Annotated in this window: 17 protein-coding genes; 8 read left to right on the top strand and 9 right to left on the bottom strand. The window is 57.4% G+C overall.

Going from position 1 to position 14262, the window contains the following annotated elements:
- Positions 1-32 precede the first annotated feature (32 nt).
- The 5 genes from BFP92_RS09715 to flgB form a co-directional block, all read right to left on the bottom strand.
- Positions 33-1157, bottom strand: a complete 1125-nt coding sequence (locus BFP92_RS09715; RefSeq protein ID WP_065929333.1) for a hypothetical protein — start codon at positions 1155-1157, stop codon at positions 33-35.
- Positions 1158-1343: 186 nt separating this feature from the next.
- Entirely contained in the window at positions 1344-2654 is a 1311-nt protein-coding gene (gene flgE, locus BFP92_RS09720; protein ID WP_056861661.1) for a flagellar hook protein FlgE, read from the bottom strand.
- Between the two features lie 31 nt (positions 2655-2685).
- Entirely contained in the window at positions 2686-3417 is a 732-nt protein-coding gene (flgD, locus tag BFP92_RS09725; protein ID WP_065929334.1) for a flagellar hook assembly protein FlgD, read from the bottom strand.
- Positions 3418-3433: 16 nt separating this feature from the next.
- Positions 3434-3886 carry a flagellar basal body rod protein FlgC gene (gene flgC, locus BFP92_RS09730; protein WP_017138385.1) on the bottom strand — a complete coding sequence of 151 codons (453 nt, stop codon included), beginning with the start codon at positions 3884-3886 and terminating at the stop codon, positions 3434-3436.
- Between the two features lie 3 nt (positions 3887-3889).
- The gene (gene flgB, locus BFP92_RS09735) at positions 3890-4297 is read right to left on the bottom strand and encodes a flagellar basal body rod protein FlgB (RefSeq protein WP_010208346.1); all 408 of its coding nucleotides are present in this window, start codon (positions 4295-4297) and stop codon (positions 3890-3892) included.
- On the opposite strand from flgB, the gene BFP92_RS31925 reads away from it, so the two are divergent.
- Entirely contained in the window at positions 4296-4526 is a 231-nt protein-coding gene (locus tag BFP92_RS31925; RefSeq protein WP_141722752.1) for a hypothetical protein, read from the top strand. The two genes, flgB and BFP92_RS31925, sit on opposite strands and share 2 nt — an antisense overlap.
- Positions 4527-4622: 96 nt before the next feature.
- The gene (locus BFP92_RS09740; protein ID WP_065929335.1) at positions 4623-5405 is read left to right on the top strand and encodes a hypothetical protein; all 783 of its coding nucleotides are present in this window, start codon (positions 4623-4625) and stop codon (positions 5403-5405) included.
- An 88-nt stretch (positions 5406-5493) separates the two neighbouring features.
- Here BFP92_RS09740 and cheR read toward each other — a convergent pair whose 3' ends face one another.
- Together cheR and BFP92_RS09750 are read right to left on the bottom strand one after the other, a co-directional pair.
- On the bottom strand, positions 5494-6321 hold the full coding sequence (gene cheR / locus BFP92_RS09745; RefSeq protein ID WP_017138387.1) for a protein-glutamate O-methyltransferase CheR: 828 nt from the start codon (positions 6319-6321) through the stop codon (positions 5494-5496).
- Between the two features lie 44 nt (positions 6322-6365).
- Entirely contained in the window at positions 6366-7298 is a 933-nt protein-coding gene (locus BFP92_RS09750; protein WP_017138388.1) for a chemotaxis protein CheV, read from the bottom strand.
- Between the two features lie 95 nt (positions 7299-7393).
- Here BFP92_RS09750 and flgA point away from each other — a divergent pair, with 95 nt between their 5' ends.
- The 4 genes from flgA to BFP92_RS09770 all read left to right on the top strand — a co-directional run bounded on the left by flgA (position 7394) and on the right by BFP92_RS09770 (position 9986).
- The gene (gene flgA, locus BFP92_RS09755) at positions 7394-8152 is read left to right on the top strand and encodes a flagellar basal body P-ring formation chaperone FlgA (RefSeq protein ID WP_065929336.1); all 759 of its coding nucleotides are present in this window, start codon (positions 7394-7396) and stop codon (positions 8150-8152) included.
- Between the two features lie 142 nt (positions 8153-8294).
- Positions 8295-8621: a flagellar biosynthesis anti-sigma factor FlgM gene (gene flgM / locus BFP92_RS09760; protein ID WP_065929337.1), complete on the top strand. Its 327-nt coding sequence runs from the start codon at positions 8295-8297 to the stop codon at positions 8619-8621.
- Between the two features lie 48 nt (positions 8622-8669).
- The gene (locus BFP92_RS09765) at positions 8670-9140 is read left to right on the top strand and encodes a flagella synthesis protein FlgN (RefSeq protein ID WP_017138391.1); all 471 of its coding nucleotides are present in this window, start codon (positions 8670-8672) and stop codon (positions 9138-9140) included.
- 96 nt (positions 9141-9236) lie between these two features.
- Positions 9237-9986: a flagellar brake protein gene (locus BFP92_RS09770; RefSeq protein ID WP_056861665.1), complete on the top strand. Its 750-nt coding sequence runs from the start codon at positions 9237-9239 to the stop codon at positions 9984-9986.
- A gap of 61 nt (positions 9987-10047) precedes the next feature.
- On the opposite strand, the gene BFP92_RS09775 is transcribed toward BFP92_RS09770, so the two are convergent.
- Positions 10048-11439, bottom strand: a complete 1392-nt coding sequence (locus tag BFP92_RS09775) for an MFS transporter (protein WP_056861666.1) — start codon at positions 11437-11439, stop codon at positions 10048-10050.
- A gap of 460 nt (positions 11440-11899) precedes the next feature.
- Here BFP92_RS09775 and BFP92_RS09780 point away from each other — a divergent pair, with 460 nt between their 5' ends.
- Positions 11900-13111 (top strand): site-specific integrase, encoded by a 1212-nt coding sequence (locus BFP92_RS09780; RefSeq protein WP_065929368.1) that lies wholly within the window; start codon positions 11900-11902, stop codon positions 13109-13111.
- Here the strand turns inward: BFP92_RS09780 and BFP92_RS09785 are convergent.
- Positions 13104-13643, bottom strand: coding sequence for a hypothetical protein (locus BFP92_RS09785; RefSeq protein WP_065929338.1), 540 nt, complete (start codon positions 13641-13643; stop codon positions 13104-13106). The two genes, BFP92_RS09780 and BFP92_RS09785, sit on opposite strands and share 8 nt — an antisense overlap.
- A 116-nt stretch (positions 13644-13759) precedes the next feature.
- On the opposite strand from BFP92_RS09785, the gene BFP92_RS09790 reads away from it, so the two are divergent.
- Positions 13760-13960, top strand: a complete 201-nt coding sequence (locus BFP92_RS09790; protein ID WP_065929339.1) for a helix-turn-helix domain-containing protein — start codon at positions 13760-13762, stop codon at positions 13958-13960.
- Positions 13961-14262: the final 302 nt, after the last annotated feature.

A 14262-nucleotide genomic window follows, 5' to 3' on the forward strand; every position in this document is an offset into this window, starting at 1 on the left:
ACGGGCTTTTTTATTGCAGCTTGTCTGTCACGCTATACAAATGCGTATGCCTCTCCCGGATCCTCCCTTCCAGGTCGACCACCTCGCCCGCCCCATAACTCTACGCGGCCGCCAATAACTGCCATCGAATGGTGATCGTAGTTCACAACCCCCAACGCACCACGGGCAAGTTCGTCACTCGATGACTGCCTGTACAAGCCTTTGAGACCCAGACGATCCAGCCCCTCATTACGGTGTTCACCGTCATTCAAACTCACTAATGCATCAAGGTAACTTCTTTTGGCGTTGTGATCGTTCCCATAACCAAACCCATTATTACCTTCCATCTGCGCACGTTTGGCGCTGGCGGCGTACATAAAGTTGGCGTTGGTCATCATTTGCGGATCATTCCCCATGAACCGAGCCTGTTGCGCCGCCTGCGTTAATTCATTCCGGCTCAGATGGAGTTGAAACCCATCCTTCATCTGCACGTCCCATCCATCGCCTGCTGCTTTCACATCCCTGAACACGTCAGTAGCTTTCTTGCCAAACTTCATCATCGCGGCCTTTATGGCCGACACAGTGATGCAGTTTCCGTCTGGCCCCTGCCTGAAGCCACTCCAGATGTTGTCGAGTTCCCTGCCCATGCCAGGTTTTTCCCCGGGGTTGCTTTTGTCGGGCGTGTAGTTAGTGAATTGAGCTCCTTGAGTAAAGGGTTTGCTGCTCATGGACTCTACGGAGCCGAAATTACTGGGATTGACCGTGCCACCACCACCACCACCACCACCACCACCTGGTGACGGTTGAGGTGCTGGCGCAGGCGCTGGTGACGGCTCATCCGGGAACAGATCCGGAAACAGCTTCTTCAACAACGCGAGCAAATCGCTGGAGGCGTCCTTCTTCAACGCCTCAAGGATCTCCTTGAACTTCTCCTCCCCCAGCTCCTTGCGTTTTTTATTGAGCTTGTCCCGCAGGTCCTGGGCGGTTTGGTTTTTATTGCCCTTTTCGGCCTCATCCAACTGTTTGAGCATCTGGGCGACGGTTTTTTTATCGGCCTCGGCGTCATCCTTTTTTTCCTCTGTACGGCTTACGCCCCACAGATTCTGCCCCGCCCCCGCGCCGCCCACGTCATAACGCACACCTCCGGCCCCATGGCCAGACATCGACGAATTCCACATACCAGCCCCCGTAAGATCCAATACCTTTAAGTCCGATAAGTGGAATGAACGGCGTAGTCGGTTCCAGCAAAAGCATGTCGGGTCGTAATCGAGCGCAGGGTGGGAATTATTTCCAGCCAAATTGCACGCAAAAAAAAGCCCCTCGCGTGAGGGGCTTTCGTTCGCAGCAGTGTCAGGCCAACCGCATCAGGTCATCTGAATAATGGTCTGCATGATGGTGCTCTGGGTGGAGATGGTCTTGGCGTTCGCCTGGTAGTTGCTCTGGGCCTTGATCAGGTCCACCAGCTCGTTGGTCAGGTTGACGTTGGAGTTTTCCAGGGACTTGGACACGATCGACCCCAAGGTACCGGATTGCGGAGCGTCGTAACCCGGCTGGCCCGAGGCGAAGGTCTCTTTCCAGGTGGTGCCACCCGAGGGCTGCAGGCCCTGTTCATTGTTGAAGCTGGCCAGGGAGAGCTGGCCAATGGACTTGCTCTGCTGGTTGCTGAAAGTGGCGAACAGCACGCCGTTACCGTCGATGTTCAGGCCGGTGATCTGGCCGGTGGCGTAGCCATCGGTGACCGGAGGGTTACGGTAGGTGGCCGAGTTGTACTGGGTGATGTTGCCCATGTTGATGGCAATCCCGCCAGGGTTGGCATTCGCGCCGTTTTTGGTCCACACACCATTGGTCACCGTACCCGGCACCCAGCCGGTCAGCTGCAAGGTGGTGCTGGAGGTAGTGCCGGTCACAATCCCGGTGAGTTTGCCGGAGCCGTCAAAGCTCAACGTCGATGCCACCGGTGGCGTCGAGCCTGTGCCGGTAGGCGCCGAACCGTCAGGGTTACGGCCGTCGATCAGGGTGTAGGACTTCCAGGTGTTGGAGTCGGTTTTGACCAGGTACTGCACCATCGGGTGCGCGTTACCCTGCGTGTCATACAACGTGGTGTTGTACTGGGTGCTGAACGAGCTGGACTCGGTTGGATCGAACGGGTGGGCCGCCTGGTCGATCACCGGCGAGGAAGAGTTCAGGTTACTGGTGGAGTCCACTTTGGTGGACGCCTTGGGCGGCAGGTTCGACAGGTTCAATTGCAGGTCGGTCAGCGCGCCTTTGATGATGTTGCCATCGGCGTCCGCTGCGTAGCCTTGCAGGCGCGAGGTGCCGGTGTTGTTGGTGATAAAGCCGTCTTTGTCCGCACGGAAAGTGCCGCTGCGGGTGTATTCCAGCGAACCGTCACTGCCCTTCTGCACGAAGAAACCGCCGCCCTGGATCGCCATGTCCAGCAAGCCGCCGGTGTTGTTGACGTCACCCTGGGTGAACTGCTGGGACACTGCCGCCAGGTTCACGCCGCTGCCGACACTGTTCTGGCCGGTGCCCAGTTTGGACGCCGCGTAGATGTCGGAAAATTCCGCGCGGGACGCTTTGAAACCGGTGGTCGCAACGTTGGCAATGTTGTTGCCGGTCACGTCCAGTTGTTTGTTGGCCGCATAGAGGCCGCTAAGGCCGATGTTAAAAGACATGTTTCTCTCCTTCTGCCGTATTTAGCCGGCTCTATGTACCGATAGTCTGAATTTGCGACAGCTTGACGCTGCCCATGCCGCCTGCAAGGTTGAGCAGCATTTCGCCGCCGGTCTTGCTCAACGTCACACTGGTGACCGTTGCCGGCAGCGACGTCAACAGGGCAACCGAGTCGCCTTTGTCATTCTTGGTGCTGGCCGCGAAGGTGTAAGTGCCGGCGGGGGCGACTTCGCCATTGTCGTTCTTGCCATCCCAGATAAAGCTTGAATCGCCGGCGCTTTGGGCGCCCATGTCGATGGTGCGCACCACGTTGCCGTCTTTGTCGGTGATTTTCACCGAGACGTTGCCCGTCGCTGCCGTCACTGCCACCGAGCCGGTCATGCTTTTGCTGGTATCCACCATGGCCTTGTCGGTCTGGGTGATGATCGAACGCCCGACCAGCGACGACGCCTGCAGCGCTTGGGAAGAGCTGAAGTTGCTGGAGATCGCATTCACCGAGTCGTTCAGGGTGTTGATGCCTTCCAGGCTGCTGAATTGAGCCAACTGCGCCACGAAGGCGCCGTTATCTTGAGGCGACAGCGGGTTCTGGTTTTTCAGCTGGGTCACCAGCAATTGCAGGAACGCGTCCTTGCCCAGCGCCTGGTTGCCCGTGGCCGCCTTGGCGGCACCTTCAAGGCCGCTGTTATCTGTAGCAGTCTTGACCTTGGAGTTGAACAGGTCCTGAACCGCCGAGTTGGGTGTAGAAGTGGTATCAACAATGGCCATTATTTGGCGCCCCTTATCACTGACCCAGGGTCAGGACCTTCTGCATCATGGTTTTGGCGGTGTTCATCATTTCCGCGTTGGTCTGAAACGAGCGGCTGGCGGAAATCATGTCGGCCATTTCCTCAACCACGTTGACGTTGGGGTAGTACACATAGCCCTTTTCGTTCGCGGCGGGGTGGTTCGGCTCGTAGCGGGCTTCCAGGTTGCTCTGGTCCTCGACCACACCGAGCACCTGCACGCCTTGCCCGGCCGCATCCTGATTCTGGAACAGCGAATCACCGCTGCCGCTCTGGCCGGCCTGACCACCCTGAAACATGGTGGCGAACACCGGGTGGCGGGCGCGGTAGGTCTGGTCAATGCTCGAAGACACGGTCTCGGCGTTGGCGATGTTACTGGCGACGGTGTTCAAACGCGTGGTCTGCGCGCTCATGCCACTGCCGGCAATATTGAAAACACTGGCGAGGGACATGGCTTACTCTCCGCGCAGGGCTGACATCAGCCCTTTGAATTTGCTGTTAAGCAGGGTGAAGCTGGCCTGAAAGTTCACCGAGTTCTCGGCGTAGGCCGATTGCTCCAGCTGGGCGTCGACGGTGTTCTGGTCGATCGATGGCTGCATCGGCGTGCGATACAGCAGCGACTCGTCCCCATTGCTCAGGCCTTGCGCTTCGATATGACGGCTGTTGGTCATGTTCAAGGCGAAGGTGCCGTTCTTGGTCTTGTCCTGCTGCGCGGCGAGCACGGCGGAAAAGTCCAGGTCCCGAGCCTTGTAGTTCGGGGTGTCGGCGTTGGCAATGTTGTTGGCCAGGACTTCGGCACGCTGAGCGCGGAAGCCCAGGGCTTGTTCGTGGATACCGAGCGCTTTATCGAAGCTGATGCTCATGGCGGAAACCTTTAGGCTGACCTGCTTTTCGTATCTGGGTTATAGCAAGGCCCATGCCAATTCGCTGCATGCCCGTAAATCAAGGGGTTGCGCGGGATTTGCCGGCGGCAATGCCAGAAAAGCGGCAATGGGCTTCCGCGTGGCGCCAGTAAAGCGGCAATGGCGGTTGCCGCTTTTACTGCCGGTGGCAAACGCTAAACAGGCTGCCCCTGCGCGCCGGCGGCTTTGACCGTTCGTCTGCACTGTCATTTCTGACAGTTGTCGCGCCTGCCCTTCTACGCGCCTTATCTCGCAACCCCCTACATGCGAAAAGCAGAGGCACAACATGCTGACTATTCCTCCCCTCCGATTCGTCCTGCAGGACAACGCGCTACCCATTCCAAACCTGCAGACCAAACTGCTGATCGGTAAAACAGTTGAAATGACTTGCGCCTTTGCCATCAAGACGGGTGATCTGATCGTCGCAAACGTGATCGGCGAAAACGGCAGAACGTACAACCTGAGCTATGAGGCAGAGGAAGACGAGGCCGAGCTCAACTTTCCGATACTCAAATCATTCATTACCCGTAAGTCAGGCACCAATGTGTTTTTATTGCTACGCATTCGGCGTGGCAGCCGCGACGTGTACTTTGCGCCGACGTCAACCGTGTCCATCGACGCAGGCGTTATTGTTGTGCCTCTGCCTGGCACAGTGTGGGATTTCGCCGATGGCACGTTCCAAGGCTGGGTACCTCAGTCAGTTTATGCAGGCGGGGTGCTGCACGTCGTCGACGGCAGCGTGGTCGTTGACCTGCCCAGCAGCCAGGTAACCAGGGCTCACATCATCACTCGCCCCGTATCGGTCATCGCTGGGCGCACCTACGATTTCAGCTTTGATGTCTTAGGTGGTACACCCGCTGGAGATGGCTCGACGCTGTACCTGACGATTAACGGCAGCCGAATCGGTGCCAACGTACAAAACATAACCAACGCATCAACTCAAACCGGAACCGGGACATTTACCGCAGGCAGTACCGGCACTGTGCATTTGGGTATTTTCAACGAGACCATCCCCGGCAAGGACAATCTTCTGTTTCTGGGCAATATCCGAATGACACCCAGGCCCTAACCACCGCCCGTAAAAAAAACCGGCGCTCGGCGCACATAAAAACGGGAAGCCTTTGCGGGGCTTCCCGTTTTTTTTGCTCAAGCCACCGTCACTTGGCCTGATAAATGATGCCTGGGCTGCATTGCACCATCTGGTAATGGTCCGGTAGCCCGTTGAGCGCTTCGGACGCGCCAAGAAACAGATAGCCCCCGCGCTTGAGCGTACCGTGAATGCGCAGCAGGATGTCCTTCTTCACCTCTGCCGAGAAGTAGATCAGCACATTGCGGCAGAACACCATGTCGAACTTGCCGAGGCTGGCATAGCTGTCGAGCAGGTTGAACGAGCGAAACTCCACACGGCTCTTGATCGGCGCCTTGACCGCCCAGCGCCCGGCCCCTTTGGGGTCGAAGAAGCGTTGCAGGCGCTCCTGGGACAAACCACGGCCCAGGGCCAGGCTGTCGTACTCGCCGGTCTTGCAGTTGGTGAGCATGGTGCCGGACAAATCGGTGGCGACAATCTGCGCGCCGGCCTTCAATTGGCCCATGTTCGTGCGCTCGAACTCATCGATCGACATCGAGATCGAGTACGGTTCCTGCCCCGAAGAACAGGCGGCCGACCAGATGCGCAGGCGCTGGCCGGGGCTGGCCTTGATGGCCTCCGGCAGCACTTTGTTCTTGAGCACTTCAAAGGGGTAGGTATCACGAAACCACAAGGTTTCGTTGGTGGTCATGGCATCTACCACCATTTCCTTAAGCCCACTGCGCGGCTGGCCCTGGATGCGCTGCACCAACTCGCCCAGGGACTTGATGCCCTGCTGCTCCATCAGTTTGTTGAGACGGCTGGATACCAGGTACTGCTTGTTTTCACCGAGCAATATGCCACAGGCTTTTTCCAGGAAGACCCGGAACTGTTCGAAATCCAAATTACCCGTAGACAATGATACCGCCTCTTAAATCGTGTGACCGCCAGGAGGAAATCCCCCTAGCCGTGATCTGCTGCCTTGATCCGGTCGACTACCCGGGATGCCAGGTCATCAGGGCGGAATTTGGCCAGGAAGTCATCGGCACCGACCTTCTTGACCATCGCCTGATTGAATACGCCCGACAAGGAAGTATGCAGGATGATATGCAATTTTTGCATGCGTGGGTCGTTACGTATTTCGGCCGTGAGGGTGTAGCCGTCCATTTCCGGCATTTCAATGTCGGAGATCATCATCAGGAACTCTTCCTCCGGCTTCTTGCCTTCGTCCACCAACTTGCGCAGGTAATCCAAGGCCTGGCGACCATCGTTCAAGGCCACCACTTCCACGCCGACGGTTTGCAGGCAACGGCTGACCTGCTTGCGCGCCACCGAGGAGTCGTCCACCGTCAGCACACGCAGTGACACTGCCTTGTGCGCGGTTTCGGCGTCTACCACGCCAACCGAAATGGTTTCCGAGGTGGGGGCGACTTCGGCGAGGATCTTTTCCACGTCGATGATTTCGACCAACTGGTTGTCGACCCGCGTCACCGCCGTGAGGTAGTGATCGCGCCCGGTGCCCTTGGGCGGCGGATGGATCTCCTCCCAGTTCATGTTGACGATGCGTTCCACCGAGCGCACCAGGAAACCCTGGGTCTTGGTGTTGTATTCGGTGATGATCACAAAGGGGCTTTCGCGGTCCTGCAACCCCGAAGAACCGGTGGCCATGGCCAGGTCGAGAATCGGAATGGTCGCGCCTCGGATATTCGCTACGCCGCAGACCACCGGGCTGGATTTAGGCAATATGGTCAGCTTGGGGCACTGCAGCACTTCCCGCACTTTAAACACATTGATGCCGTACAGCTGCTTGCCGTCCAGGCGAAAAAGCAACAGTTCCAGGCGATTCTGCCCTACCAGCTGTGTGCGCTGGTTTACTGAGTCCATTACTCCTGCCATGCCTTGACTCCTACGCTAAAACCTTTGGCTATACCTACAAGGGCAACGACGCTCACCCAACACTAAACGGCACGGGCTTTGCTATTTATTGGTCTATGAACCTTAAAACGACAGTTTTCCGACGCATCCCACGGTATCGCAGATTGCTCTGCGCAACGATGGCTTTGCTTGCCTTGGGCTCGGGCACCACGGCTCGCGCAGATAATGTCACCTTGCCTGATCTCCTTATCGGCGTCACCCAAGGCTTTCTTGAGTTCACTGTAGAAGATTATCTGGCAACCACCCAAACGCCGGGGCGTTACGAAATCCAGGTCAACCAACTGGACCCGCGCCTGCGCATGCCCATGTGCGACAAGGAATTGACGGCGAGCCTTGAAAGCCCGGCCCAACCCATCGGCCGCGTGACGGTAAAAGTGCGCTGCGAGGGCGCCTCACCCTGGACCGTGTTTGTGCCGGCGCAGGTCAAACTGTTCCGCGACGTAGTGGTCGTCACACGCCCGCTCAAACGCACCGGCATCATTGGTTTCGAAGACGTGGCCCTGCGTGAACGCGACATCAGCCTGATCAACCAGGGCTACCTCACCGCTGTGGACCAAGCCATCGGGCAGAAACTGACCCGACCAATGGTCACCGACCAGGTTATTACGCTGGTGCATCTGGAACAGGCTGAGGTGATTCGCAAGGGCGACCAGGTGGTGATTTCCGCCAGCAGCGGTGGGCTGACGGTGAAAATGCCGGGGGAAGCGCTGTCCAATGGCGGGATGAGCGAGCAGATCCGGGTCAAGAACCTCAATTCCAACCGTGTGATCAAGGCGCAGGTGACGGCGCCGGGCCAGGTCGAGGTGGCACTATAGATCACTGGTGTGAAACGCCAGGTTTTCCTACACTGTGCGTGGGATGTCGACCTGTACAGGTTTATTGTCAATCGAGCCTAAAGTTTGTCCGGGTATGGCCGAAAACATGGCAAGCGTCCAAATACCCAGAGGTTTTTTTAACATGGTCATTGATTTCAGTCGTTTAAATAACACCCAGGCTTTGCCGGGCAATACGCGCACCAGCGGGGCAAAGGACGGCGTAGACGCCAAGTCCCAGCCAGCACCTGCCGCCAAGGCAGAACAGGCCAGCGCCAGCCAGAGCGGGGAATCGGTACACCTGAGCAATGAGGCTCAACAGTTGCAGAAGGTCACTGACTCGCTGCGCGATCAACCCGTTGTCAATAAAGCCCGCGTGGCCGAATTGAAGCAGGCAATCGCTGATGGCAGCTATAAAGTCGACAGCAACCGTGTAGCCAGCAAGCTGCTTAACTTCGAAGCCGAGCGCTAGGCAAAGGCCTGCGCAGGGCTTGTGGACGCTTAAAACCCAAGGCCAGCCATGCACCACGACGAACATTTGCTTGAACTGATCATTGATGATCTGGCGCCGACGCAACTTCTGCTCGAGCTGCTCAAAGAAGAATCCCTGGCCCTCTATGGCCGGGATATGCGCTTGCTGGAGGAAATCCTGGCGCGCAAACAGTCGCTGATCGTGCTGCTGGAGCAGCATGGCAAGAAGCGCAGCGAAATTCTCATCAGCCTCGGCCTGCCGGCTGATCATGACGGCCTGGCACAACTGGCCAGCCACTCCTCGGTAGGCGATCAGTTGCTGGCGCAGAGCACCGCACTCAATCAATTGCTGGCCCAGTGCCAGGAAGCCAACCTGCTCAACGGCCAGTCGATCCAGCTGCAGCAGGCTACGACCGCCAACCAGTTGCGCATACTCCACGGCGGAGAGCCTCCTGCGCTGTACAACGCCCAGGGTTCCACCTCGCGACTGGTAAAGCCAAGCACCCGCAGCCAAGCCTGACGCCGGTTTACAGCGCGCCCTATCCAAGGCGCGTTACATACTGGCAAAATGCCGGTTCTTGCGTGTAGTCGTATTTTGCCTGGAGATGGAAGAACCGTGTTCAACGCCCTTAATGCGGAAGATGCTCCGCAGCCACCCAAGGTGCTCACCACGCCTCTGGAAATCGCCAGCACGTTGCGGATGCTGCAAGAAAGCCATGACCCGCTGATCATCACTTTTCATGAACGCAGCCAGCGGTTTCAAAGCTATCTGGTGGATATTGATCGGGACAGCAAAACGCTCGCCCTCGACGAAATGATCCCCCGTGACGGTGAACGCTACCTTGAAAATGGCGAACCGTTCCGCATTGAAGGTTTCCATGATGGCGTGCGAATCGCCTGGGAAAGCAACGGCACGCTGACCATCAGTGAAAAAGGCGGCCATCGCATCTACACCGGCAGCATGCCCGACGAGGTGGTCTACCATCAGCGTCGCAATGCCTTTCGCGCCGCATTGAAGCTGGCACAACTGGTCAGCATCGAGCTGGGTGGCGAAAAGCTCAAGGCACCGATCAGCGGCAAGCTGCTGGACATCTCCGCCACCGGCTGCAAGCTGCGTTTTGAAGGCGACATCGCCGATCGCCTGCAACTGGGCCAGGTCTATGACCGCTTTATCGCCGCCCTGCCCTTCGGCAGCATGACCACTTCGGTGGAACTGCGTTACCTGCACTTCGAAGACAAGATCAACACCACCTTCGCCGGCGTGCGCTTTCACAACATGAGCGGCCTGGTACAGCGCCAGGTTGAACGTTTTGTGTACCAGTTGCAGCGCGAAGCGCGGCGCTTTGACAAGGACGACGACTTTTAAACCTTAAAGGCCGCGTCAATAAAAACGGGCAGATCCTGATGGGATCTGCCCGTTTTTGCTTTCAGGGGCGTGCCCTGCTCAAGTCATGAGGATGCTCGTCCGGCCCCAGAGGCTCCGGCGGCCCTTCAAAAGCGGGTTCATCCGCGGGTTGTTGCGGGTCAGTTTCGGTTTCAGGTTCCGGCTCAGGCACAACGTTCTGCATTTGCTCCTGCACCACCGCCTCATCCACCCGCGGGTCGAGGCACGCCACCAGCGGCGAGCTGGACATACTGTCAGGCATTGCCACGTGATGCAGTGGCGCATCATCCACTTGGTGCAGGTTGGTTACCGCCTTCGGCCGGATACGCCATACCAGGATCAATGCACACAGGCTGAAAAACGCATACAGCATGTGGCTGCCGAACAGCTTCATCACCACGCCCGCCAACAGCGGCCCGACACTCGCGCCGATGCCGTAAGTCACCAGCAACATGGCCGTCAGCGACACGCGGCGATCACCTTCCACATGGTCATTGGAGAACGCCACCGCCAAGGGATACAGGCAGAACTGCACCAGGGAACACAGGAAGCCGGCCACGAACAGCACTTCCAGCGGCACCTGGGTCATTACGGCCAACGGCAACGCCGCCACTGCCAGGCACAAGGCAAAGCAGCGAATCAGCAGGGCGCGATCATAGCGGTCCGACAACCAGCCCAATGGCCACTGCACCAACAAACCGGCAAAAATGCAGCTACCCATAAACAGACCGACCTGCTCGGTGCTCAAGCCTTGCTGCGAGGCATACAGCGGCGCCAGGCCGTAGAACGAGCCGACGATCAGCCCCGCGCCCAGCACTGTGCTCAGCGACTGCGGCACACGCTTGATAAAGAAGCGCGGCTCCATGGGCGCCGGGTGCAGCGGCGCCGGGTGAATGCGTCGGGTCATGGCCACCGGCACCAGGCACAAGGCAAAGCACAAGGCCACCAGCATGAGCAACTCAAGGCCAAGTTCAGGGTGCATGACCAGGATCAACTGACCCAGCACCAGCCCGAGATAGGACGCGATCATGTAACCGCTGAACACCACGCCACGCTGCTTGGCGTCCGCCTGCTCATTGAGCCAGCTTTCGATGACCATGTACTGGCACATCATCCCCAGGCCCACGATCATCCGCAGCACAATCCAGGCCGGCAGCCAGTTGATCAGGCCATGGCCCAACACCGCCGCGCCGACAATCCCGGCACAGGTGGCATACGCGCGAATATGCCCGACGCGGGCGATAAGCCGATGGCCGATCTTGCCGCCCAGCACCAGGCCGAAGTAGTTGGCCGCCATCAAGGCACCCACCCACAGGCTGTCGACGTGGTCGGCTGCCAAACGCAAGGCAAGGTAAGTGCTGAGCAGGCCGGACCCGATCAACATCATCAAGGAGGCGAAATAAAGGGCTCGAAAAGATTTCCAGATCTGGCGCATCGGCGTTCCGAGCGGCTCCTTGAAGTGAGGGACAGGGCTATCAGCATGATAGTCCGGGGTTGCCGGGAGCGGACAGAAGCAGCGGGCCGTTTTCCGGGGAATATTTTTGCTTAATCGTTCAGACGCTGCCTGGTCGCATGCAGGGTACATATGCAACGTACAAAAGTACGCGAGTACGCGAAACACACGGCGCCCCTGCTGTGAACCCTGCTTGGCGGCAAGGTTCGACCGGTGTTGCCGGTGCGCACAAAAAAGCCCTGCCAGGACAACCTGTGCAGGGCTTTTGAAGATGGTGTCCCAGGGCCGGTTCGAACCACAACCTTCCCCTTAGGAGGGTCAATTCAGGCCCAGTGGGTACAGCCACAAGCCCAATATTATTGGGCCTTTTAGTCCCATTGAGTCCGTGAACATCGAACGGTATAGTGCTTTTTGCTGCCACCCTGCTGTCACGGTCGAACCCTTGAAAACCAAAATCACTCAGAAGCTAATTGGCAGCCTAGCCGCCGAGGCGAAAGCATACCGCGTGCATGACACCGTGCAACCCGGTTTCTTCATTCGCGTACTGCCCAGCGGTCACAAGTCCTACATGGTCACGTGGGGCCGAAACAAGAACGCCACCCTCGGGCGTGTCGGCGTGCTTACTCTTGACCAAGCCCGCACCGAGGCCGCCCAGTACTTAGCCGATGCGCACGCCCATGGCGAGCCTCTGGCCATCGCCCAGGGCCGCAAGGGGTCAGCCCTGCCCTCGCTGCGCGACTTTATCGACGACAACTATATGCCGTGGTTCAAAGCCCATCACAAAGGCCATGAGAAGACGCAGCACACCCTCAACAATAACTTCGACCCAATCATGCCCCAGCGCTTGGACGCGATCACCGGGCGAGACCTGGAGCTGATCCGCACAGGATGGATGCAGGCCGGCAACAAGCCCTCCACGGTCAACCGGAAAATGGGCTCTATCAGCGGAGTATTCAGCCGAGCGGTCGAGTGGGATTACATCGACGAGCATCCTCTGGCCAAGCTGAAACAGCTCAAAGTCGACTCAAAGGGGGTGATTCGCTACCTGGCTGCCGACGAGACCAAGCGCCTACGCGAGGCCTTGGATGCTCGACAGAATGAAATGAGGGTCGAGCGTGAGAGTGCGAACATTTGGCGGGCGGACCGCCACAGAGAACCGATGCCAAGCCTGCTGCAACTGCCCTTCACCGATCACCTGAAGCCAATGGTTTTGGTATCGTTGAATACCGGCATGAGGCGCGGAGAGCTGTTCGACTTGAAATGGTCAGCGGTGAACTTCGACACGAAGACAATCACAGTCGCCGGGGCCACCACCAAGACAAGCGATACGCGCCACATCCCGATGAACAAAGAGACTGTTGGTGTGCTAGAAGCCTGGAAGAAGCAGGTGAGCAAGTCGCCGTATGTGTTCCCAGGTCAGGGCGGCGGTCGCTTTGAGGACGTGAAAAGCGCCTGGCTCAAGTTGCTAGAGCGGGCGCAGATCGACGGGTTCCGCTGGCACGATATGCGCCACGACTTCGCTTCACGCCTAGTAATGGCCGGTGTACCGCTAAACACGGTACGGGATCTGCTGGGGCACGCCGATATCAAGATGACACTCCGGTATGCCCACTTGGCTCCGGGAACAAAAGCCGCGGCGGTTGAACTCATTTAGCTAGAGATTGAGCTCGCATATTTTTGTAATCGGCATAGCCCGGCTGAAGCGGTTTGTTGTTCGCCAGAAACCTCACATATTCCTCAACAATTGGCCACTCCTTCTCTACCAATGCAAGGTCTACCCGAGGCTGCATTCTCGGTGTGAACCCAAACTTCTCTGTCGAACCGTTCAAATCCCCGAAAACATCGAACTCCCCTTCGAAATACTTATCGCCATTGATAAACATAGCGACCATCGATAACTCCTCCCCGGCGAAATCGGGCCCAAGCGTTCCGGCGCGCAGCTTGTAAAGAGTTTCATTCTCCGACCAGATCGCAGTGAACGCGACCATAAAACTGATTGTTCCCAAATCCTTTTGCGGAGCTTTAAACGGGTTAGTAATGGTCCTGTCATTCATCCCATTTTCAAGGCATGACTCCAGGATCTTCACGATTTTCTCGTTGCGTGATGCCGCCAGCAATTCAAGCGCAGCTTTAAGGTAGGGGTCGACCCTAGCCGATAAAACAACCTTCTTCGAACGATTTGCCATTTGCACGCCTCAAAATGTCTACAAAATTTTTGCTTGCAGGTAATGTTACTTACAAATAGGATGTTTACGTCTGGACCAGTATCGTACAGTCCACCCCATCGATCAAGGACAAGCTAATGAACAACCCCGAACACATCGCACCTCTTGCAGTCAGCGTGGAGGACGCAGCCCGCGTGGTTGGCTACTCAAGATCAGGAGTTTATGAACTCATAGCTTCTGGTGACCTTAAGGCTTTCAAACTCGGGCGGCGCCGTCTGATTTTGATGGCTGAACTCAAAGCTTGGATTGAACGCGCAGCAAAGGAAGGCTCCCGGTGAACGCGGTAAAAGTCGAGGGGGCAAATTTTGCTGGGATGTCCCCTAGAAGACTGGCCCTAGAACCGGCCTCAGCAGAAAGAGGTGTCGAGTCAGTGTTCGTACCACTGACCCGACTGTCACACAGCAAATCTGAGCAGACCGCAATGCAACCCCCTAAGCATATCACCATCCATTTGTTAGACCGTATGGGCGTAATTCTTGGCCACCGCAATATGTTGAACACAACACGTGTGGTTGATCTTGAAACTCTTCGTACTCATGGCGCCTGTAGAGTTCAAGTGCCACGCACCATTCGCATTAAG

The organism is Pseudomonas sp. 58 R 3 (genome assembly GCF_900006605.1).
GTDB lineage: Bacteria > Pseudomonadota > Gammaproteobacteria > Pseudomonadales > Pseudomonadaceae > Aquipseudomonas > Aquipseudomonas salomonii.